20 protein-coding genes are annotated in these 21,629 nt (G+C 66.1%); 13 read left to right on the forward strand and 7 right to left on the reverse strand.

Annotated elements, in window-relative coordinates; genetic code table 11:
• Positions 1-95: 95 nt before the first annotated feature.
• Together ACGFK1_RS24935 and ACGFK1_RS24940 are read left to right on the forward strand one after the other, a co-directional pair.
• Positions 96-809 carry an SDR family NAD(P)-dependent oxidoreductase gene (locus tag ACGFK1_RS24935; protein WP_393435681.1) on the forward strand — a complete coding sequence of 238 codons (714 nt, stop codon included), beginning with the start codon at positions 96-98 and terminating at the stop codon, positions 807-809.
• On the forward strand, positions 796-1,155 hold the full coding sequence (locus ACGFK1_RS24940) for a nuclear transport factor 2 family protein (protein ID WP_393435684.1): 360 nt from the start codon (positions 796-798) through the stop codon (positions 1,153-1,155). Before ACGFK1_RS24935 ends, ACGFK1_RS24940 begins: the two co-directional genes overlap by 14 nt.
• Here ACGFK1_RS24940 and ACGFK1_RS24945 read toward each other — a convergent pair.
• The gene (locus tag ACGFK1_RS24945) at positions 1,152-2,141 is read right to left on the reverse strand and encodes an LLM class F420-dependent oxidoreductase (protein ID WP_393435687.1); all 990 of its coding nucleotides are present in this window, start codon (positions 2,139-2,141) and stop codon (positions 1,152-1,154) included. The two genes, ACGFK1_RS24940 and ACGFK1_RS24945, sit on opposite strands and share 4 nt — an antisense overlap.
• Before the next feature lie 131 nt (positions 2,142-2,272).
• On the opposite strand from ACGFK1_RS24945, the gene ACGFK1_RS24950 reads away from it, so the two are divergent.
• Genes ACGFK1_RS24950 through ACGFK1_RS24960 form a run of 3 tightly spaced genes read left to right on the forward strand, consistent with a single transcriptional unit; the run spans position 2,273 to position 4,412 of the window.
• Complete coding sequence (locus ACGFK1_RS24950) at positions 2,273-3,721, forward strand: phenylacetate--CoA ligase family protein (RefSeq protein WP_393435690.1); 1,449 nt, start codon at positions 2,273-2,275, stop codon at positions 3,719-3,721.
• Between the two features lie 22 nt (positions 3,722-3,743).
• On the forward strand, positions 3,744-3,965 hold the full coding sequence (locus ACGFK1_RS24955) for a hypothetical protein (protein WP_393435693.1): 222 nt from the start codon (positions 3,744-3,746) through the stop codon (positions 3,963-3,965).
• Between the two features lie 21 nt (positions 3,966-3,986).
• Positions 3,987-4,412, forward strand: coding sequence for a pyridoxamine 5'-phosphate oxidase family protein (locus ACGFK1_RS24960; RefSeq protein WP_393435696.1), 426 nt, complete (start codon positions 3,987-3,989; stop codon positions 4,410-4,412).
• Between the two features lies 1 nt (position 4,413).
• On the opposite strand, the gene ACGFK1_RS24965 is transcribed toward ACGFK1_RS24960, so the two are convergent.
• Positions 4,414-5,898, reverse strand: a complete 1,485-nt coding sequence (locus tag ACGFK1_RS24965) for a class I adenylate-forming enzyme family protein (protein ID WP_393435699.1) — start codon at positions 5,896-5,898, stop codon at positions 4,414-4,416.
• Positions 5,899-5,984: 86 nt separating this feature from the next.
• On the opposite strand from ACGFK1_RS24965, the gene ACGFK1_RS24970 reads away from it, so the two are divergent.
• Together ACGFK1_RS24970 and ACGFK1_RS24975 are read left to right on the forward strand one after the other, a co-directional pair.
• Positions 5,985-7,370, forward strand: coding sequence for a glycoside hydrolase family 27 protein (locus tag ACGFK1_RS24970; RefSeq protein WP_393435702.1), 1,386 nt, complete (start codon positions 5,985-5,987; stop codon positions 7,368-7,370).
• A 99-nt stretch (positions 7,371-7,469) separates the two neighbouring features.
• The gene (locus tag ACGFK1_RS24975; protein ID WP_393435705.1) at positions 7,470-9,056 is read left to right on the forward strand and encodes an alpha/beta fold hydrolase; all 1,587 of its coding nucleotides are present in this window, start codon (positions 7,470-7,472) and stop codon (positions 9,054-9,056) included.
• A gap of 48 nt (positions 9,057-9,104) precedes the next feature.
• On the opposite strand, the gene ACGFK1_RS24980 is transcribed toward ACGFK1_RS24975, so the two are convergent.
• Together ACGFK1_RS24980 and ACGFK1_RS24985 are read right to left on the reverse strand one after the other, a co-directional pair.
• Positions 9,105-11,264, reverse strand: a complete 2,160-nt coding sequence (locus ACGFK1_RS24980; RefSeq protein ID WP_393435708.1) for a 3-hydroxyacyl-CoA dehydrogenase NAD-binding domain-containing protein — start codon at positions 11,262-11,264, stop codon at positions 9,105-9,107.
• A 9-nt stretch (positions 11,265-11,273) separates the two neighbouring features.
• Positions 11,274-12,485, reverse strand: a complete 1,212-nt coding sequence (locus tag ACGFK1_RS24985) for an acetyl-CoA C-acetyltransferase (protein ID WP_393435711.1) — start codon at positions 12,483-12,485, stop codon at positions 11,274-11,276.
• A gap of 95 nt (positions 12,486-12,580) precedes the next feature.
• Between ACGFK1_RS24985 and ACGFK1_RS24990 the strand changes: the two genes are divergently transcribed.
• The gene (locus ACGFK1_RS24990; RefSeq protein ID WP_393435714.1) at positions 12,581-13,750 is read left to right on the forward strand and encodes a pyridoxal phosphate-dependent aminotransferase; all 1,170 of its coding nucleotides are present in this window, start codon (positions 12,581-12,583) and stop codon (positions 13,748-13,750) included.
• Between the two features lie 2 nt (positions 13,751-13,752).
• On the opposite strand, the gene ACGFK1_RS24995 is transcribed toward ACGFK1_RS24990, so the two are convergent.
• Positions 13,753-14,685, reverse strand: a complete 933-nt coding sequence (locus ACGFK1_RS24995) for a GlxA family transcriptional regulator (protein ID WP_393435717.1) — start codon at positions 14,683-14,685, stop codon at positions 13,753-13,755.
• Between the two features lie 147 nt (positions 14,686-14,832).
• Here ACGFK1_RS24995 and nthB point away from each other — a divergent pair, with 147 nt between their 5' ends.
• Genes nthB through ACGFK1_RS25015 form a run of 4 tightly spaced genes read left to right on the forward strand, consistent with a single transcriptional unit; the run spans position 14,833 to position 16,673 of the window.
• Positions 14,833-15,567, forward strand: a complete 735-nt coding sequence (gene nthB / locus ACGFK1_RS25000; RefSeq protein ID WP_393435720.1) for a nitrile hydratase subunit beta — start codon at positions 14,833-14,835, stop codon at positions 15,565-15,567.
• Positions 15,567-16,187, forward strand: coding sequence for a nitrile hydratase subunit alpha (gene nthA / locus ACGFK1_RS25005; RefSeq protein WP_393435723.1), 621 nt, complete (start codon positions 15,567-15,569; stop codon positions 16,185-16,187). Before nthB ends, nthA begins: the two co-directional genes overlap by 1 nt.
• On the forward strand, positions 16,184-16,474 hold the full coding sequence (locus tag ACGFK1_RS25010) for a nitrile hydratase accessory protein (RefSeq protein ID WP_393435726.1): 291 nt from the start codon (positions 16,184-16,186) through the stop codon (positions 16,472-16,474). Before nthA ends, ACGFK1_RS25010 begins: the two co-directional genes overlap by 4 nt.
• Positions 16,467-16,673: a CbtB domain-containing protein gene (locus tag ACGFK1_RS25015; RefSeq protein ID WP_393435729.1), complete on the forward strand. Its 207-nt coding sequence runs from the start codon at positions 16,467-16,469 to the stop codon at positions 16,671-16,673. The genes ACGFK1_RS25010 and ACGFK1_RS25015 overlap by 8 nt, the downstream gene beginning before the upstream one ends.
• Before the next feature lie 24 nt (positions 16,674-16,697).
• Here the strand turns inward: ACGFK1_RS25015 and ACGFK1_RS25020 are convergent, their stop codons facing one another.
• Positions 16,698-17,141 (reverse strand): SRPBCC family protein, encoded by a 444-nt coding sequence (locus ACGFK1_RS25020; protein WP_393435732.1) that lies wholly within the window; start codon positions 17,139-17,141, stop codon positions 16,698-16,700.
• 59 nt (positions 17,142-17,200) lie between these two features.
• Positions 17,201-18,277: a CaiB/BaiF CoA transferase family protein gene (locus ACGFK1_RS25025; RefSeq protein WP_393435734.1), complete on the reverse strand. Its 1,077-nt coding sequence runs from the start codon at positions 18,275-18,277 to the stop codon at positions 17,201-17,203.
• A 91-nt stretch (positions 18,278-18,368) separates the two neighbouring features.
• Between ACGFK1_RS25025 and ACGFK1_RS25030 the strand changes: the two genes are divergently transcribed.
• Positions 18,369-21,602 carry an ATP-binding protein gene (locus ACGFK1_RS25030; RefSeq protein ID WP_393435737.1) on the forward strand — a complete coding sequence of 1,078 codons (3,234 nt, stop codon included), beginning with the start codon at positions 18,369-18,371 and terminating at the stop codon, positions 21,600-21,602.
• Positions 21,603-21,629: the final 27 nt, after the last annotated feature.

The raw sequence follows: 21,629 nt of genomic DNA on the forward strand, positions 1-21,629 counted from the left end.
CTCTCACCAGAGAGCGAACCGGTCGCACCCGTCGAGCATCGCGGGCGACCGCATCCGTGTTGCATCGTGCATCCACATGACGAAGGGATCGGCCAATGACCAACTCACAACGCGTCGCCATCATCACCGGCGCCTCACAAGGTATCGGGGAGAGCCTGGTGACCGGCTATCGCAAACTCGGCTACGCGGTGGTCGCCAACTCACGCTCGATCGGTGAGAGCGACGACCCGATGATCTTGGCGGTGCCCGGCGACATCGCAACGCCCGGCGTCGGGCAGCGCATCGTGGCGGCGGCGATGGAACGGTTCGGCCGGGTCGACACGGTGGTCAACAACGCTGGCATCTTCATTCCCAAGCCCTTCACCGAATACACCGACGAGGACTACGACGCGGTGACGGGCGTCAACCTTCGCGGGTTCTTCGAGGTGTCTCGCGCGGCCGTGGCCGCGATGCTCACCCGGGACGGAGGCGGGCACATCGTGAACATCTCGACCAGCCTGGTGGACCACGCCAACGCGCAGGTGCCGTCGGCGTTGGCGTCACTGACCAAGGGCGGCCTGAACGCGGTGACCAGGGCGCTGGCCATCGAATACGCCGACCGCGGGATCCGTTCCAACGCGGTCGCACTCGGCATCATCCGCACCCCGATGCACGATCCCGAGTCCTACGGTGCGCTGGCGAAACTGCATCCGGTCGGCAGGCTTGGTGACATCGACGACGTCGTCGACGCGGTCCTCTACCTGGAGAACGCATATTTCGTCACCGGCGAGATCCTGCATGTGGACGGTGGTCAGAGTGCAGGACACTGAGATTCTGGGCGGCGTCCTCGACCAGTGGCAGGCGGGAATCGACGCGCACGATCCACAACAGGTGGCCGCGGTATTCGCCCAGAACGCGATCTTCCAGGGACTGCGTCCCTACAGCGTGGGACGAGCCGGGGTCTTCGACTACTACGACAGTCAACCCCGCGACATGAGGGTCAGCTACCGAGTGCTCGAAACCCGCAGGCCCGCAGATGATCTGGTGCTGGGATACATCCGTGCCGACTTCTCTTACGCCGACAGGCCGACGGTGTGCGTGAATCTGGGCGTGCTGGTGGCACGCACTGACGACGGGTGGCACATCCTGCACTATCAGGCGTCGATCGCCGGCTAGCTCAGCGCAGGGATGACCTCACGCTCGAACAATTCGATGCCGGAGCGGTCGTAGGCGGCCTCCGGGAAGTTCAAGATCGCGTATTCGCAACCCAGGTCGCGCATCCGCGTGAGCTTCTCGACGATCTGTTCCGGGGTGCCGCTGGCCGATTCCGGCGCGGTGACCGTCCCGAACATGCCGTCGACGGCGGCCTCGTTCACCACCGAGACGAGCCTGTCCCGGACCCGGGCCACCCGGTCGGAGACCTCGGCCTCCGATTCACCCACCACGGCGTTGAAGTTGGCCGACCGCACGATCGCGCCGTAGTCGGTGCCGACCTCGCGGCAGTGGTCGGCCAGCACCTTGGACTTGTGTGCGAATCCGTCGGGTTCGCAGGTGAAGTTGGTGTACTGCGCGTACTTGGCGGCGATGCGCAATGTCACCTTCTCGCCGCCGCCCGCGATCCACAGCGGAAGGCCGCCGTCTTGCAACGGTTTTGGCGCCACGATCGCGCCCTGGACCCGGTAGTGCTCACCGTTGAGAGTGACCTCGCCCTTGCGCCAGGCGTCGCGCATGATCTGCACGCCCTCGTCGAGCATGCCCAATCGGACACCGGCCGACGGGAAGCCGTACCCGTAGGCCTCCCACTCGTGCTGATACCAGCCGCCACCAATGCCCATCTGCACCCGGCCCCCAGAGATGATGTCGGCGGTGGCGGCCACCTTCGCGAGGTAGACCGGATTGCGGTACCCCATCGCCGTGCACATCTGGCCGAGCTTGATCCGCGAGGTCGACGCCGCGTAGGCCGACATCAGCGACCACGCCTCGTGGGTGGCCTCATGCGTCGGCACCGGCACGGTGTGGAAGTGGTCGTAGACCCACAGCGAGTCCCAGTCGCCGCCGTCGGCGTAAGCGGCGAGGTCACGCATCACCGGCCAGTGCCGTTCAACGGGAATGTCGACGAGATCGAGCCGCCAGCCTTGCGGAATGAAGAGTCCGAAGCGCATGACTGACGACTCTATGCGGCGGGCGGCACCGGCGACGCGCAAGTTCGGGTGCCGGTAATCCGCTGAGTTCACCAGCTGCGCGACCTATGCTGTTGACGGCGACGTCAGATATGCACTGAATGTGGGACTCCATGACGGCCCGAGCGAAGTACGAGCGCATGCGCGCCGTCCACCTGAACGCGGTGCAGGCCGCGCTCGTCGATCATGTCGCGCGCCTTGACTGGACACCGGAGCAGATCAACCGCTACCGCGAACACCGACTAAGGGAACTATTGGCGTACGCAAGGCAACGGTCGCCGTTTCACGCCCGCCGGTTGCGCGCCATCGACCTGCCGTCGGCTTCGGTCGCCGACCTCGCGAGCCTGCCGGTGATGACGAAGCAGGAGGCACAGGACAGCTGGGACGACATCGTCACCGACCGCAGACTCAACCGCGAACGTGCCGAACGCATTCTGTCGCAACAGGAATGGTATTCGTACACACCTGATGGTTATCAGGTGTTCAGCTCGGGCGGCTCCAGCGGGGTACGCGGGGTGTACGTCTGGGGTTGGCAATTCTTCTTGTCGGCCGCATGCCTGGCATGGCGGACGCAGGCGCGGGCGGAGCGACGAGAGCCGCCGCGCGCGACGCGGTTGGCCGTCCTTGAGGCAGGCCTGCCGCCGCACGCCAGCACCCCGCTGTTCGACATCCCCACCGCCGTCGGCATGGAGACGGTCGTCATCCCGGCCGGCGCACCGTTCGACGAGGTGCTCGCCGCCGTCGCCGCCGCGCGCCCAACGCACCTGGTCGGCTATCCCTCGGTCGTCGGTCGACTCGCCCGCGCCTCGCTGACGGGAGACCTGGATTGCCACCCGGTCCGGATCAGCACCAACTCCGAACCGCTGCTCGATGAGGACCGCCAGGCGATCGCCGAGGCGTGGGGTGCATCGATCCACAATCTCTGGGGATCCACCGAGATCGGGGTGCAGGCGGTCGGTTGCGGGATGGGCGAGGGACTGCACATCTGTGAGGACGAAGTGGTGCTGGAACGCGTCGATGCGAACGGCGCTCCGGTGGGTCCCGACGAACCGGCGGCCCGAACGCTTGCCACCGGGTTGGCGAACCTCACCTTCCCGTTCATCCGCTACGACCTCGGCGACGAGGTGACGTTGTTACCCGGCCCCTGCGAGTGCGGCAGCGCGTTCGCCCGGGTCGCCGACATCGGCGGCCGGCGTGACGACGACTTTCGCTACGGCCCTGTCACGGTGCCCGCCATCACGTTCCGGCATGTGCTGGGCACCGATCCAGGCATCACGGAATATCAGGTGACGCAGACGAACAAGGGCGCCGACATCCTCGCCGTCGGCCGCCCCGACGTCGGCACGTTGACGACGTCGATGGTCACCGCGTTGCGTCGCTGTGGGCTGTCCGACCCCTCGGTCGCCATTCGGATCGTCGACCGGATCCCCCGCAACCAGGCCAGTGGCAAACTGCAGCGCTTCGTCGCGCTACGGGCGAGCGGCACTCAACCGACGTCACGAATGAGCCAGCGAACGGCCAACGTGCGATATGGTGTGCCTCACATTAACAAGAGAATGTGAGCTGGCACACAAGGGAGGCGCCGTGCTCAGTCATAACGGTCATCCGGTACCGGCACCCAAGACCAGGCTTGCCGGGGCCGGCGGCTCGGAGCACAGCGTCCATTGGGTCAAGGGCCTACTGCTGGCCGTCATTGCCATCTGCACGGTCGCCGGAATCGTCAGCACCGCCTCGATGGGGCAGACCCAGGCCGCCCTGGCCATCGGTGTCGTCTCGCTCGCATTCTTCTCGAGGGCCTGGTGCTGACGCGCGACTAGCGTGGGGCGCATGCCCCTCTCCAAGGAAGAACGCGAACAGTTTCTGGCCGAGCCGCGTATCGCGGCGCTGTCGGTGAGCGCAGGCGACAAGCGCGGACCACTCACCGTCCCCATCTGGTACCAGTACACCCCCGGCGGTGAGCCATGGGTGCAGACCGGACAGGGCTCCCGCAAGCACCGCTTGATCGAGGCGCAGGGCGAGTTCACGCTGATGGTCGAACGGGCCGAGCCGACGGTGCGCTACGTCGCGGTCGACGGCCCGGTCAGCCGCATCGAGCCGTCCACCGACGATCAGCTCGTCGAGATGGTCCGCCGCTATCTGCCTGCCGACAAGGTGGACGCCTATCTCGAATTCGCCCGCCGAGAACACGGCGAAGGCGTGGTCATCTTCATGAAACCGGAACACTGGCTTTCGGCGGACCTTGGATCGCTGTGAGTCAGCAGCGCGCTTTGTAGAGCGCCGCGACGGCGGGCAGGCTCACCTTCAGCGCCGGGTTGCGCGGCAATTCGTCGACGAAGGCGAAGTCGACCGGCACGTTGTACACCGGCAGCGATTGGCGGACAAGGTCTTTCAGGTCGTCGACCAAAGGAGCAGCCATCCCGGGCGTGGCTTCGATGGCCGCGAAGGGCACTTGCCCCAGCCGCTTGTCGGGCACGCCCACCACACAGGCGTCGCGCACGGCGGGATGTGAGATCAGCACGCGCCGCACGATGTCCGGAAGGATCTTGAACCCGCCGCGGTTGATGGCACCGTCGGCTCTGCCGTGCAGGGTGACGAACCCGTCGGAATCGATCGAGGCGATGTCGGTGGTGCGGATCCAGTCGGGACCGATCGGGGTGACCTTCGCTTCCAGCAGGCCCTGCTCGCCGGTGGGCACTTCGGCTCCGGTGTCCGGATCGACCACGCGCACTTGCGTGTCGGGTAGCGGTCTGCCAACGCTGTTGCGCTTGGTGTCTTCGAACTTCTCGATGTCGGCGGGCATCCAGGCGCACAGCGAACCCGCGAATTCTGTTGCCCCGTAGGCCAACCGAATGGGAATATTGAAGTGCTTCTCGAACTCGTCGCGTGTTTCGGGATCGAGGGGACCCGACGCGCTGATCAGGAACTCCAGAGACGCGAGGTCATCCTTCGGCACGTCGGCGTCGAGCAGCATGCGGACAACGGCGGGCTGCACACCACAGCGCTTGATGCCGTGCGTCTTGATCGCATTCACGAACGTGTCGACGCTGAACCGCTCGAGCATGACGATGCGCCTGGTGTTGTGCACACCCGCGACCAACTGGCACACCCCGATGCCGCCGAACTGCCAGTAGGCCAACTCCGGCGGCGCGTCCGGCGTCGCCTTTTCACCGCTGGTCACGCTGAACACCGTGCGCTGCAGCACCGAGGTCTTGATGTCGTGGCGCTTCGGCGGCCCGGTAGTGCCGCTGGTCAAAATCTGTAGCGCCACACCGGGTCTGGCCTCAGCGTGCTGACGGGCAACGTCTTTTTTCTCGAGCCCGTTGAGTGTCGAGACACGGGGCGCCCTCGACGAGATCAGCACGCCCGCACTGCCCGCGCGCTTGGCCGCGGTGATGACCTCGTCGGTCCAGTCATCCCGATCGGCGATGATCGCAGAGAGGTTCAATTCCTCGATGTCGCGGCCGATCGCTTCCGGCGACTGGAACGAATAGATCATCGAAACCGGTCTGCCTGCAGCGAGCATGCCGATGATCGCGGCGGCGTGCGGGAGCCGGTTGCGGACCACCAGGCCGACGGGGGCACCGTCGGGCACCCCGGCCCCGCGCAGCGTGTCTGCGATGGCGTCGGCGTATTCGGTGATGTCGTGACCGGAGTACCAACGGCCGTCGAATTCGATGCATCGCTGCTTGCCGTAGCCCGCCAGCCCTGCCGCGAATGTTTCGGTAAAGCTTTCGGACACGCCTAGACGATAACGAAAGCCGACTGTACAGCGGCCGGGCAGCGGGCTGCCAGCGCACCCACACCCTGGTCGGCGATCCTCGGCAGGTGGGCCTACGGCTGTGCTCGACCGTCGCGGCACTGATCCTTGCCTTCGCCTACGTCAGTGGCTGTGCGACGGCGACCGACACCGGAGCGCCGCAACGGCTCACGCCGCCGATGGGTTGGAACTCGTGGAACTCCGGCATTCCGCTGACCGAGGACACCGTCAGGGCCACCGTCGACGCGATGGTGTCCTCCGGCATGCGCGACGCCGGCTATCGCTACGTGAACCTGGACGCCGGCTGGGCGGCCCCGACCCGCGGGTCGGACCACAGATTGCGCGCCGATCCGATCACGTTTCCTCATGGCATCGCGGCGTTGGCCCGCTACGTACACGACCGCGGCATGCTGCTCGGCCTGTACGCCAGTCCATACGACGAGACGTGTGGGCAGGATCCCCGGATCGCCAGCGCGGGGCACGAAGACACCGACGCTCAGACGTTCGCGGGGTGGGGCGTCGACTATCTGAAATACGACTGGTGCCGCAACGACGCCAACCACGCCGACCAGGTCAGGCTCTTCACCGCAATGCGAAACGCGTTGCGCTCCACCGGACGTCGCATCTTCTACAGCATCAATCCGAACAGCTCGAACAACCACCATGCCGGAACGCAATACGACTGGTCGGCCATCGCGGACATGACCCGTAACACCGCCGACCTGGTTCCGGTCTGGCGCAGCACGTTGCCACCCCTGGACAGCTCGGATTCCTTTCTCACCGGCTCTTACCTGGGGGTGCCCGACGAGTTTCGCGCGTCGTCACCGGCGGCTTCGCGGGGGCACCCCGGGTATTTCAACGACCCGGACATGCTCGTCGTCGGCCTGTCATGGCGCGACTTCTTCGTCAACCATCTCGACTTCAGCCGCGTCATCGTGGCGCAGGATCAACTGACGCCGGAACGTCTCGAAAAGCTGCGCATGAAGCTTGCGCTGTCCGACGCCGACGTTTCGTGGCGCGCCAACGGCCAACCGGGTCTCACCGATTCCGAACAGCGCACCCACTTTTCGCTGTGGGCCATGCTCGCCGCACCGCTGCTGGCGGGCAACGACATTCGAACGATGAGCGATCAGACGCGCGACATCCTGACCAATCGGGAGGTCATCGCCGTCGATCAAGATCCGTTGGTTGTGCAGGCCACTGCGTTGCCACAGGAAAACCGGGTGCTGGTGAAACCGCTGTCAGGCGGCGGTGTGGCGGTCGCACTGTTCAATCCCGACGACAAGTCCGCCGACATCGCCACCAGCGCCGCCGGCGCCGGCCTGCGCAGCGCGCCCTGCTACACGGTGCGTGATCTGTGGAGCCACACCGAGACGACGAGCACCGGCGCGATCGCGCGCACGGTGGCACCGCACGGTGTCGCGATGCTTGAAGTCTCGTCACGCTGTCGCTGAGCGCCCCGTTCCCGACACCTTCTGAATGTTTGCCGATATCAGGACAACCGGGGTCGTGCGCTGGATACATTGCATGCCTACCGGTCGGGAGGTCAGCCAGTGTCGGCGAAGTCAACCTTTCTCTGGTGGCTGCGGTTAACCGTCGTCACCTTCGTGTTGTCGGCCTGGGTCGCCGTCGGACTGAGCAGTGGCATCGCACACGCCGACGACACCTCTCCCTCCGCCGACACGTCCACGTCGGAGAGTTCGCCCGGCCCGAAGCCGGCACCGGTGAAAGCGTCGAAGCCCGACCGGCCGAAGCGGTCCATCCAGAAGGACAAAGCGGCATCGGAAGCCGCCACGGATGCACCGACCAAAGCCGACGACACCGCCAGCGGTGACGAAAACCCACGGGCGACTTCAAAGTCGGACGATTCGCCGCAGACCCGTCACAAGCCTCGCCGACCCGGCCTGACCGCCACGTCGACGAAGGTCGCCAAGCCCGCGAAGCCGGTCGCCGACGACGCGCAGCCCTCCACGACCGACACCCCCACACCTCGAGGCGCCGTGGGATCCACGCCGCCCAACCCGCAACCGGTGGCGATGAAGATCGCTTCGGTCGCCCCCGCGGTGTCCAGCACGCCGACCATCAGAGCTCCGCGCCCCCGAGAGGTCGTCGGGCTGGTATCCGATGTGGGAGTCGTCGCGGTGTCGGTGGTTTACACCGCGGCCGATACCGTCGCCAACATCTTCGGACCGCACATCTTCTTCGGAGCGCCATATGCGCTGGCGTCCGCGGTGGCGAACTCGGCCGCCGCCGTCGGCAGGACGTTGATCGGTGCACCGCCCGGTTCCGTCGGCACCGGGCCGTTTCCGGTGACCTACGGGATCCTCAACGGGCTGGCGTTCTTCACTCCGCAAAGGCCGCCGCCGGGCGCGAACAACCCGCGGATCACGGTCACGCCCGAACATCCGCTGCCGATCATTTTGCTCAATGGGACGACCACCACCCAGGGCGTCAACTGGAGCGTCGGCGCACCCGTCCTCGCCAACGCCGGCTACAAGGTCTATACGTTCAACTACGGCAACGTCGGGCAGGATCCGAACTACCCGATCCAGGCCACCGACGACATCCGGGAGTCCGGAAAACAACTCGCTGCCGAGGTCCAGAAGGTTCTCGACGAGACCGGCGCACCGAAGGTGATCCTCATCGGCCATTCACAGGGCGGCGGGATCCTGCCCGCGTACTACATCAACAATCTCGGCGGGGCCAACAAGGTGTCACAAGTCATCGGCATCGCGCCGAGTAACCACGGCACCGACGCCTCGGGTCTGGTCGGCCTGCAAGGGCTGCCGATCCTCGGGCCGCTTCTGGTCGGTCTCGCGAACGCGTTGGGCCCGGCCCTGGAACAGCAGGCGATGGGCAACGCATTTCAGCAGGAGGTGTACGGCAACGGCGACACCCGCCCAGGAGTGCTGTACACCACGATCATCTCCAAGAACGACGAGATCGTCACGCCGTACACGCAGCAGTTGCTCCAAGGGGACAACGTGACGAACATCGTTCTGCAGGATCTCTACCCGGGCCTGCCCGCCGGGCACCTCGGCATCGTCCTGAGCCCTCAGGTGTGGTCGGTGGTACTCGACGCGCTGGCGAGCAATCACGCGGCAAATCCGTTGTCGCAGAACGAATTGCTGGCTGCATGAGCAAAACCCCCGAAACAAATCTGTTCCGGGGGCTCTGCGCGTTTACCTCTAGCTGGTCAGTGAATCCGGCGGCAGGAAGCGGTCGCCGTAGCGGGCGGCCAACTCCTTGGCGCGGGCCACGAAGGCGTCCTTGCCCGTGCCGAGGGCACCGGAGTAGCCGACGATGAACTGCGCCGAACCACCGGTGTAGGGCGGGAAGCCGATGCCCATGATCGAGCCGATGTTGGCGTCGGCGGTCGAGGTCAGCACACCCTCGTCGAGGCACTTCTGCGTCTCGAGCGCCTCGGCGAACAGCATCCGATCGATCATGTCCTGCAAAGGGATCTGTGCAGAACCGGAGTTGAACGTCTCGCGAAGACCCGGCCACAGCCCGGTGCGCTTGCCGTCGACGTACTCGTAGAAGCCGGCGCCCTTCAACCGTGACGGACGTCCGATCTCGATCATCTTCTCGACGACCGCCTCGGCCGGGTGCGGCTCGTACGTACCGCCCGCGTCTTCGACACCCTTGCGGGTGGCGACGGCGATCTTGTGCATCAGTTCGAGGTTCAGCTCGTCCGAAAGCTGAAGCGGCGGCGCAGGATAACCGGCCTGCGAACCCGCGTGCTCGATCGACGCCGGCTCGACGCCCTCGCCGAGCATCGCCAACGCCTCGTTGACGAAGGTGCCGATGACGCGGCTGGTGAAGAAGCCACGGCTGTCGTTGACGACGATCGGCGTCTTGCCGATGGCCAGCGTGTAGTCGAACACCCGGGCCAGCGCCTCGTCAGAGGTCTTCTCGCCCTTGATGATCTCGACCAACGGCATCTTGTCGACGGGTGAGAAGAAGTGGATCCCGATGAAGTCCTCTTGGCGCTTCACACCGGTGGCAAGACCGGTGATCGGCAGCGTCGAGGTGTTCGAGCCGAGCAGCGCGTTGGGCTCGACGATGTCCTCGATCTCACCGAACACCTTGTGCTTGAGGTCCTGGCTTTCGAACACGGCCTCGATGACGAAGTCGACCCCGGCGAAATCAGCGGCATCGGCGGTCGGCGTGATGCGGTCGAGCAGCGCCTTGCTCTTGTCCTCGGTGGTCTTGCCCCGCTGCAGCGCCTTGGCCTCCAGCTTCTCCGAGTAGCCCTTGCCCTTCTGCGCGGCCTCGATGCTGACATCCTTGAGCACCACGTCGAAACCGGCCTTGGCCGACACATACGCGATGCCCGCGCCCATCATCCCGGCGCCAAGCACACCGATCTTGTTGATCTTGACCGGCTCGATGCCGTCGGGCCGCGAACCGCCGCCGTTGATGTGCTGCAGGTCGAAGAAGAACGCCTGGATCATGTTCTTGGCGACCTGGCCGGTGACCAGCTGTGTGAAATAGCGGCTCTCGATGCGGCTGGCCGTGTCGAAGTCCACCTGCGCACCCTCGACGGCCGCGTCGAGGATCGCCCGCGGGGCGGGCATCGGCGCGCCCTTGAGCTGCTTCTTCAGCAGAGCTGGGAACGACGGCAGAATGCCCGCCAAACCGGGGCTGCTCGGGGTGCCGCCTGGCATCTTGTAGCCCTTGGCATCCCACGGCTGGGTGTGCGCCTCAGGGTTGGCCTTGACCTCCGTTATCCAAGCCTTAGCCCTCGGCACCAATTCCTCGACGGTCGGCAGGACCTCGTCGACCAGGCCGACCTCCTTGGCCTTGGCAGGCTTGAACCGGGTGCCCTGGCTCAGCAACTCCATGAACGCTTTCTGGATGCCGAACATCCGCACCGTCCGCGTGACGCCACCGCCGCCGGGCAGCAGACCCAGCGTCACCTCGGGCAGGCCCAGCACGCTGCCCTTGACATCGGCGGCGATGCGGTGATGGCAGGCCAACGCGATCTCGAGGCCGCCGCCAAGCGCGGCGCCGTTGATGGCAGCCACGACCGGCTTGCCCAGCGTCTCCAGCTTGCGCAGGTCGGCCTTGACCGACTCGACGGTGTCGAACGCCTCGCCGGCATTCTCCGGGCCGAGCTTGATCATGCCCTTCAGGTCACCGCCGGCGAAGAAGGTCTTCTTCGCGCTGGTGATCACCACACCGGTGATCGAATCCTTCTCGGCGACCAGCTTTTCCACGGCGTTGTGCATGGACTCGCTGTAATGCTCGTTCATCACGTTCGCCGAGCCGGTGGGGTCGTCGAGTGTCAGGGTGACGATGCCGTCGGCATCCTTGTCCCACTTGATCGTGTTCACAGTGCCCATTTGGTCGTCCTACACCCTCTCGATGATGGTCGCGACACCCATGCCCCCGCCGATGCACAGCGTGACCAACGCGCGACGGGCGTTGCGACGCTCGAGCTCGTCGACCATGGTGCCGGTGATCATGGCGCCGGTGGCGCCCAGCGGGTGCCCCATCGCGATGGCGCCACCGTTGACGTTGAGCTTCTCGTCGGGGATGTTCAGGTCCTTCTGGAACTTCAGCACCACCGAGGCGAAGGCCTCGTTCAGCTCGAACAGGTCGATGTCGTCGACCGTCAGACCTGCGCGGTCGAGCACCTTACGGGTGGCGGGCGTCGGGCCGGTCAGCATGATGACCGGATCGGCACCGCTGGTGGCGGTGGCCACGATGCGCGCCCGTGGGGTCAATCCCTGTGAGGTGCCTGCTTTTTCACTGCCGACGAGCACGAGAGCGGCGCCGTCCACGATGCCCGAGCTGTTGCCGCCGGTGTGGACGTGGTTGATCTTCTCGACCCAGTGGTACTTCTGCAGCGCCACATCGTCGAAGCCGCCCATCTCGCCGATGCCGTCGAACGCGGTCTTCAGCTTGCCAAGGCCCTCGAGCGTGGTGTCGGGGCGCATGTGCTCGTCGTGGTCGAGGATGACCAAGCCGTTCTGGTCGCGCACCGGCACGACCGACTTGGCGAAGTAACCGCCCGACCATGCCGCGGCGGCCTTCTGCTGGCTGCGCAGCGCGTACCGGTCGACGTCCTCACGGGAAAAGCCCTCGATGGTGGCGATCAGGTCGGCGCCGATGCCCTGCGGCACGAAGCCGATCTGGTAGTTGGTCTCTGGGTCGGTCGCCCATGCGCCGCCGTCGGAGCCCATCGGAACGCGGCTCATCGACTCGACACCGCCTGCCAGCACCAGGTCGTCCCAGCCGGAACGCACCTTCTGCGCGGCGGTGTTGACGGCCTCCAGGCCCGAGGCGCAGAACCGGTTGAGTTGGACGCCGCCGGTGGTCTCGGGCAGGCCCGCAGCCAATACCGCGGTGCGGGCGATGTCGCCGCCCTGGTCGCCCACCGGCGACACGACGCCCAGGATCATGTCGCTGATCAGGGTCTCGTCCAGGTCGGGGTAGCGCCTGCGCAGTTCGTCGACCAGGCCGACGACCAGGTTCAGCGGCTTGACCTCGTTCAGTGAGCCATTGCGCTGCTTGCCGCGAGGCGTGCGGATGGCCTCGTAAATGAAGGCTTCTTCAGACATGTGCGCGAGCCTAACAGCCTCGGCCAACCTGTTGGTTGGGAGGATGCTCAGCACTCCACATCTCCGCCGAACCCGGGGAACTAGGCTCGGCGAGCATGACGGTGCGGCGGCTCGAGCCCTATGCGGTCACAATCTTCGCGGAGATGTCGGCGCTGGCCGCCCGCATCGGCGCGGTCAACCTCGGCCAGGGCTTCCCCGACGAGGACGGGCCACCCGCGATGCTCAAGATCGCCGAGAACGCGATCGCCGAGGGCGTCAACCAGTACCCGCCCGGCCTCGGCATCGCGCCGCTGCGCGAGGCGATCGCCACACAACGCAGCCGGCACTTCGGCACCGAATACGACCCCGACACCGAGGTACTGGTCACCGTCGGCGCCACCGAGGCCATCGCGGCGGCCGTGCTGGGCCTCGTCGAGCCCGGCTCCGAGGTGTTGTTGATCGAACCGTTCTACGACTCCTACTCCCCTGTCATCGCCATGGCGGGTTGCGACCGCCGGGCGATCCCGATGATCCAAGACGGCAAGGGCTTCCGGATCGACGTCGACGGGCTGCGCGCAGCGGTCACGCCGAAGACGAAGGCGTTGATCGTCAACTCGCCGCACAACCCGACGGGCATGGTGGCCTCCGATGACGAGTTGCGGGCGCTGGCCAGGCTCGCGGTGGACGCCGACCTGCTGGTGATCACCGACGAGGTCTACGAGCATCTGGTCTTCGACGGGCAGCGTCACATGCCGCTGGCGAACTATCCGGGGATGGCGGGACGCACGATCACGATCTCCAGCGCGGCGAAGATGTTCAACTGCACGGGCTGGAAGATCGGTTGGGCTTGCGGCGCAGCCGATCTCATCGCCGGTGTGCGCGCGGCCAAGCAATATCTGTCCTACGTCGGCGGTGCGCCGTTTCAGCCCGCCATCGCGCATGCGCTCAACACCGAGGACGTCTGGGTGGCCGCGCTGCGGGATTCGTTGCAAGCCAAGCGCGACAAGCTCGGTTCGGCATTGGCGGATTTGGGGTTCGAGGTTCACGACAGCTTCGGCACGTACTTCTTGTGCGCGGATCCGCGGCCGCTCGGATACCACGACAGCACCGAGTTCTGCGCACAACTGCCGGAACGCGCCGGCGTCGCGGCAATCCCGATGTCCGCGTTCTGCGATCCGGGCGCCGCACACGCCGAGGCGTGGAATCATTTGGTGCGCTTCGCGTTCTGCAAGCGGGACGACACGCTGGACGAAGCGATCCGACGCCTGTCGGTGTTAGGCGGCTAGCCTCAACGCCGGAACGGTGATGGCGGCGACGCCAGCAGTTCGCGCAACTGCGAGCCGTCCCGCAAGCCGCACCTGCGCGCCGCGGTGTGAAACGATTCGCCGCCAAGCACCAGCCCGACCGCACTCTCCATTCGCACCGCCACCACGTACTCCCGCAACGTGCAGCCCACCTGCGACCTGAACAGCCGGGCCAGATGCCGCGCGCTGACACCGATATCGGCGGCGACCTTGTCCAGTGTGTACTTTCGCGCGGGCTCGGCGTTGATGGTCTGGAGCAGGTGCTCCAGCCCGGCATGCCGGGGCCGCGGGGTGCGTGCGGACACCGACAGCTGCGGATGGCCCTCCAATCGCCTGCTGAAAACCACCATGTCCTTGCCGATCTCGTGGGCGATCGCGGACCCGTGGTCGTCGGCCACCAGTGCCAACGCCAGGTCGATGCCTGCCGCCACCCCGGCCGAGCTCCACACCGCGCCGTCGCGGACGTACACCGACTCCGATTCCAGCACCGCCTCGGGATGCCGACGGGCGAAGGTGTCGAGGAGGCGCCAGTGCGTTGTGGTCCGCACGCCGTCGAGCAGCCCGGCTGCTGCAAGCGCGAACGAGCCTGCGCATATCGACGCCGTGCGCCGGGCGACCGGAAAGAACCGCCGGATGGCCGCCACTAGACGGGGGTCGGGGCCCGGGTTCACCAGGCATTCGCCGCCGGGAATCACCAGCGTGTCGGGTTTCGACGGGAGTGCGGAGATCGGTAGAGCGCCAAGCGTCATGCCCGACGAGCAACGCACCGTCGCGCCATCGGCGACGGTGTAGAGCTGCACGGTGTAGCGACACCGCAACGATCGGGCAACGTCGAAAACCTCCAACGGACCGGTCACATCGAGGGTGCGCACGCCGTCATAGACCAGCATCGCAACGTGTTTGGCCGCGGCACTCATTCAGCGCACCAAGGGCGGCGATGTCCGGAAATGCGCATCCGGTGTCCTGGTTCGTCGCAGGTTGAAAACACGGTGTAACACGGTCGTAACAACGTCGCCAGAGGCTGATTTCATCTCTCGGTCACCGCGTGGAAGGAACCCGGCCGCATGAAGTTGCAGCACTATCTCGGTGGCCTGGAAGGGCTGCCCGAACTGACCGACCTGGAGAGGCGGGTGTTCGTCGAGGAGTGGGAGAAGCGGATCTTCGGCATCCACGTCGCGATGATGGGCCTGTCCAAGCACCTGAGCGCGGCGCTGCCGAAGTACCCGATCGATCAGGTGCCCACAACATTCGCTGAACACTGGACGTGGGCCCATCTCCGCACCGGCGCCGAGGCGATGGACCCGTTCGACTACTTCAAATATCGGTATTACGAGAAGTGGCTGGGCGGCATCACCCAGTTCCTGATCGACAGGGGATACCTGACCGGCGACGAACTCGCCTCGCGGCAGCGCGAATTGGGGTCGGGAGCGGCACCCACCACTCCCGATCCGCGGCCCGCGATCGACGACCAGGTGACGCGCTACCTCCGCCAGGGCGACTCGCCTCGCCGGGACGTGGCGCATCCGCGGTTCGCCATCGGTGATCGTGTCCGGATCACCAACGTGCCCGTGGCCGAGCACACCCGACTGCCTGGCCACCTCCGCGGTAAGACCGGCACCGTCGAGCGCATTTTCGAGGGCGATTACGCCTATTTCGTCGAGACCGGCGATGGCATCGGCAGCCCGATGCCGGTCTACATCGTCGCGTTCGAACCGTCCGAACTGTTCGGTCCGCAGGCCGAAACCGGCCCCCAGATGTTCTACGCCGAATTGTTCGAGGCCTACCTGGAAGGTATGTGATGAGCGGCCAATTTCAGTATCCCGAAGATCGCGAAGCCTCCAGCGCGGCGAAAGTCGAAGCGCTGGAATCACTTCTGATCTCCAAGGGTGTGATCAACGCCCAAACGGTCGACAAGGTGCTTGCCTACTTCGAATCCGAGATGACGCCGCTGAACGGTAAGCGGATCGTCGTCAAGGCGTGGACGGATCCCGAGTTCGCGGCCAGGCTGGTCGAGGACACCCCCGCCGCGATCGCCGAACTCGACCTCCCCGACGGAATGGCGGGCGCGGAGGGCGAGCATCTGCAGGCCGTCGCGAACGCACCCGGTGTGCACAACCTGATCATCTGCACGTTGTGCTCATGCTTCCCGTGGCCGGTGCTCGGGCTCCCGCCGTACTGGTACAAGGATCCGGTGTTCCGCGCCAGGGCCGCCCGCGAACCGCGCAAGGTGCTCGCCGAAGTCGGCCTTGCGCTGCCCGACGACACCGAGATCAAGGTCTGGGACAGCAGCGGGCACTCGCGGTGGTTCGTCATCCCCGAAAGGCCGGATGGCACCGAGGATTTCACGGAGGAGATGCTGATGGATCTGGTGACCACGGAATCCATGATGGGTGTCGCGTTGGCGGGACAAGCGGCATGAGGCTGCACGACACCTGCACCACCGATCAGGCCGCACCCCAGTTCGAGCACGAATGGCAGCGGCGGGCGTTCGGCCTGGCGTTGGCGCTGTCCGAATTCGGCCATTACCCGTGGAGCGAATTCCAGCAGAGCCTCATCGCGGCGATCGGCGAGTGGGAGGACTCGCCGGCGGACGGCCGCGGCGACTGGCAGTACTACGACCACTGGGTGGCCGCGCTTCAGAAAGTGGTCGATGACAAGCGGTTGTTGACGGCGCCGCCGAAATTGAACGGAGATGGGCATGAGTAAGACATCCGCGAAGAGCCGGTCGATATCGACGACCCTGGCCGGGGCCGGGTGGCTGAGCGTGACCGTGCTGCTGGCGTTGCTCACGCTCTACTTCGTGGGCCTCGACCAAGGCGCATCGTCGATGTTCGGCTCCTCCAACACCGCAATTCACGAGTTCATGCACGACGCCCGCCACTTGCTGGGGTTCCCCTGCCACTAGGGCTCAGAGGGCGGCGGCGAGATCCTACGACGCGTACTTCTCCATGACCTGCCTGCGCAGACTCTCGGTCGCGACGTCGAGCACGATATTCTTCGCGCGCTTGATCAAGAACTCAGGCACCGGCGCGCCCAGGTCGAGGATGATGTCGAAGCGCACCCTTGTCTTGTCCTCGCCCTCGGGCGTGAGGTTGTACTCGACGTGTTGCCCGCGCTGGTTGAACGTCGCCTGGGCATCCCACACCATCCAGCGCGGGCCCCAGTTGTATTCCAGCACTTCCTTCTCGGTGATGCCCATGATCTTGAACGTCGCCTTGACGTGGCGGGGCTTGCCGTCGGGATGGCGGTCGAGAACCTCGGCCTTCTTGTGGACCGACGACCACGTCGGCACGGATTCCACGTCGGCGAGCGCTTCCAGAATGGCTTCAGGGGACGCCTCGAAGACGACCTCTCTCGATGCCCGGACAGCCATGCTGGCAAAGTCTAGCTAACTCACAGAAATACCGCAGCTTATTTTCCAGCTAATGTTTCTCACCAGTCGATTTCGTCGATGGGCGTGGTCGTCTCGGGCGGTGAGCCGACCGGACCCGCGGGGGTTCGGGAGAACCGCGGAGCAGGTGCCGCCTGATCAACGCCGTTGGCTGTCACCAGTGTTGAGCGTGCCCTGAGGTGTTCGTTCTGCGCGGCTTCACGCCATGTGAGCACTGGAGTCACGCACGCGTCGGTGCCTGCGAAGATGTCGATCCACTCGTCGCGGGTCTTGCCTGCAAACTTCTCCGCGAACAGCTGGTGGACCTCGGGGAAAGCCGCCACGTCGAGTTGGTCGACGTCATCGGCCGACAACCCGAGCCCGGCCAGCAGTTGCTCGAAGAACTGCGGCTCGATCGCGCCGACCGCCATGTATTTGCCGTCGGCGGTTTCGTAGGTGCGGTAGAACGGCGCGCCACCGTCGAGCATGAACGATTCGCGCTCGTCTTTGAGCGAGCCGGTCGACTTCATCGTCCACGCCATCTGCGCGAGGATCGACACCCCGTCGACCATCGCGGCGTCGATCACCTGTCCCTTACCCGACCGTTCCCGTTCGTAGAGCGCCGCGACGATGCCGAGTAGGACGAACATCGACCCGCCACCGAAGTCGGCGACCAGATTCAACGGCGCCACCGGCGGACGGTCGCGGTAGCCGATCGCCGACAGCGCCCCGGTCTGGGACAGGTAGTTGATGTCGTGGCCGGCGGCCCTGGCCATCGGCCCGTGCTGACCCCAGCCGGTGATGCGGGCGTAGATCAGCCGCGGGTTGACCGCCGCGCACTCGTCGGGCCCGATGCCGAGCCGCTCGCACGTACCGGGCCGGAACCCGTCGAGCAGGACGTCGGCCCTGGCCGCCAGGTCCAGCAGCCTGGCCGGCTCCCGCTTGACGTCGAGATCGACGATGCGCTTGCCGCGGTGGAGCAGGTCGAGGTTTTCGGCGGGCATCTGCAGGCCGCCCGGTCTGCGCACCCGAACCACGTCGGCGCCGAGGTCGGCCAGCACCATCGCGGCATGCGGGCCTGGTCCGATGCCGCCGAGTTCGAGAACTTTCACCCCGGCAAGGGGTCCCGAATTGGTCACCGAAGCAACGTAACTCAGCCTTCCGCAGGTCGTTGCGGCTCCCGTTTGTGCCGCAGGCGTCAATATCGTCACTTTCCCCATTAGCGCGCGCATGAAGCCATACGCTTTGCTGATCGTGCGGGTAGTGGGGGCCGCGAGAGCGGCACAGGAAGCGACGCCGGCGAGGGAGGTTTGCCGGTCGTGTGGAGCTGTGCCACACGAGGGTGACCGATTCTGTGCTGCGTGCGGGTCACCGCTGCTGCCAGCCGTCGATGCTGCGGAGTACAAGCAGGTGACGGTGTTGTTCGCCGATGTGGTCCGCTCGATGGACCTCGCGGCCACCCTGGATGCGGAGCGATTGCGCGAAATCATGACCGAATTGGTGAACCGATGCGCCGCGGTGGTGCTGCATTATGGCGGCACGGTCGACAAGTTCACCGGCGACGGGATCATGGCGTTGTTCGGCGCGCCGATCGCGTTGGAGGACCACGCCGTACGGGCGTGTCTGGCGGCGTTGGACATCCAGCAAGAGGCTGTTCGGCTGGCCGCCGACGTCGAGCGCCGTGATGGCCGTCCATTGCAGGTCCGGGTCGGGCTGAACTCCGGTCAGGTCATAGCAGGTGAAATCGGTTCGGGCTCATTGGGTTACACCGCTGTCGGTGAGCAAGTCGGGTTGGCGCAGCGGATGGAATCGGTTGCGGCGCCCGGTGGCGTGATGCTGTCGGAGTCGACCGCGCGGCTGGTCGAACATTCTGCCGTCTTGAGTGAACCGGAACTGGTGCACATCAAAGGCGCCGACGAGCCTGTCCCCGCGCGCCGATTGCTTGGTGTGACTTCAGGCCATGTGACGCAGCGCCAAGAAGCGAGCCTGGTCGGTCGGCGCTGGGAGATGGCGACCCTCGAGACCGCGGTGGAGCGCACGATCGGTGGCCGAGGCGGCGTCGTGAATATGGTGGGAGAGCCCGGCATCGGCAAGTCCCGGACGGCCCGGGAAGCCGCGGCGGCCGCGACCGCTCGCGGGGTCGAGGTGGTGTGGGCCTTCTGCGAATCCCACGCCAGCGACATCCCCTTCCATGCAGTCAGGCGACTGCTGCGCGCGGGCACCGGCGTGGCCGACCTCAACGGCGAAGCCGCACGCGACCGGGTCCGGGAACTAGTCGCCGATGCCGACCCGCAGGATCTGCTGCTGCTTGATGACCTGCTCGGCATCGCCGACCCCGAGCTGCCGGCTCCCGCCATCGACCCGGATGCGCGGCGACGCCGGTTGACCGCACTGATCAACACCGCGGCGCTGGCCCGTGCTCAACCGGCTCTGTTCATCATCGAGGACGCCCACTGGATCGATGCGGTCAGCGAGTCGCTGTTGGCCGACTTCCTCGCTGTGATTCCGCGCGCCTCGTCGATGGTGTTGATCACCTCGCGCCCCGAATATGAGGGAGCGCTGATGCGGGTGCCCGGCGCCCTGAAGGTGGCGCTTCGCCCCCTGGGTGATGCGGACGCCGCGACGCTGATCGGTGAGCTCCTGGGGTCGGATCCCTCGGTCGGCGAGCTGGCGGCGATCATCGCCGAGCGGGCCGCGGGGAACCCGTTTTTCGCCGAGGAAATGGTGCGGGAGTTGGCGCAGCGCGGCGTGCTGCAGGGGACGCGCGGTGGCTACGTGTGTCGCGCGGATGTTGCCGAGGTGAGCGTGCCGGCCACCGTGCAGGCGGCCATCGAGGCGCGCGTCGACCGATTGACCACCCCGGCCAAACGGACGTTGAACGCGGCCTCGGTGATCGGCGCCCGCTTCGGGCCGCAGCTGCTTGCCGCATTGGGTATCGATCCGGCACTCGACGAGCTGCTCAGGGCGGAGCTGATCGATCAGGTCAGGTTCACCCCGAGTCCCGAGTACGCCTTTCGCCACCCGCTGATCCGCGCGGTGGCCTACGAGTCCCAGCTGAAATCCGATCGCGCCCAGTGGCACCGGCGCCTGGCCGCCGCGATCCAAGAGCATGCACCCGGCTCGGTGGAGCAGAACGCGTCGCTGATCGCCGAACACCTCGAGGCCGCCGGCGAGCTGACCGCCGCCTACGGCTGGCACATGCGCGCCGGCGCGTGGTCCACCAACCGCGATCTCGACGCCGCCCGGCTCAGTTGGGAGCGGGCCCGCCAGATCGCCGACACGCTGCCTGCCGACGACCCCGACCAATTGTCGATGCGCATCGCCCCCCGCACCATGCTGTGTGCCACCGATTGGCAAGGCCGAGCAATGCAGCAAACCCAGGGCCGATTCGCGGAGCTGCGGCAGTTGTGCAACGCGGCCGGGGACAAAGTCTCGCTGGCCATCGGCATGAGCGGGCAGGCCACCGAGCTGCTCTACGCCGGGCGCACGCGTGAGGCGTCGCGTGTGGCGTCCGAACAAATGGTGCTGCTCGAGTCGATCGGCGAGCCCACCTTGACCATGGGGCTGACGTGGATTGCGTTGTGCAACTGGCTCTGTGTCGGCGAGTCCGGTGAGGTCTTGAGGTGGTCACAGACCGTCATCGACCTGGCCGCCGGCGATCCCGCCAAGGGCGCCGGCTTCGGTATTGAATCACCGCTGGCCGTCGCATTGGCATGGCGCGGCACTGCTCGGTGGTGGCTGGGCCGTCCCGGCTGGCGGCAGGACCTCGACGACGCCGTCGCGATGGCGCGAAACAGCAACCACCCGGCAACCCTCGCCGGTGTCGTCGCCTGGACATACGTTTTCGCGATGCAGTACGGGGTGCTTCGAGCCGATGACTCCTCGGTGCGCGCGAGTGAGGAGGCGATGCAGAGCGCCGAGGGATCCAGCAACGATGTCACAGTGAGCATGTCCGCGTACGGGCTGGGTGTCGCGCTGCTGAGTCGGGATGCCGCCGCCGACCGTCACCGCGGGCTTGAATTGATGACGCAAGTCCGCGACATATGGCTGCGCAAACGTGTCCTCTTCCTCATCCCGGTCACCGACTTGTGGGCCGCCCAGGAAAGGGCCAGGCGCGGCGAGCGCGATGCTGCCATACCGGTGATGCGCCAAGCCGTCGACGAGCTGCACCAGGCAGGACAGCTCTTCTATGGCGTTTGGGGCGCCGCCATTCTGGTGCAGACGCTGTTGGAGCGAGGCGCCGAGGGCGATCTGGCCGAAGCCCAAGAGGCGATCGACTGGTTGGCGAACCTTCCGGCAGACGGTTCGGCGATACCTGAGATCACGCTGCTTCGGCTGCGCGCGCTGCTGGCGCAGGCACGTGGTGACGAGGCTGGCTATCGCGACTACTGGGATCGCTACCGGGGAATGGCGGAATCGCTTGGCTTCGAAAGGCACATCGCGATGGCCCAGGCCATGACGTAAGGGCTGGCATCTACGCTTCGGCGGTTG

Origin of the sequence: Mycobacterium sp. NPDC048908 (genome assembly GCF_043197955.1) — a bacterium.
In the GTDB taxonomy this organism is placed as follows: domain Bacteria; phylum Actinomycetota; class Actinomycetes; order Mycobacteriales; family Mycobacteriaceae; genus Mycobacterium.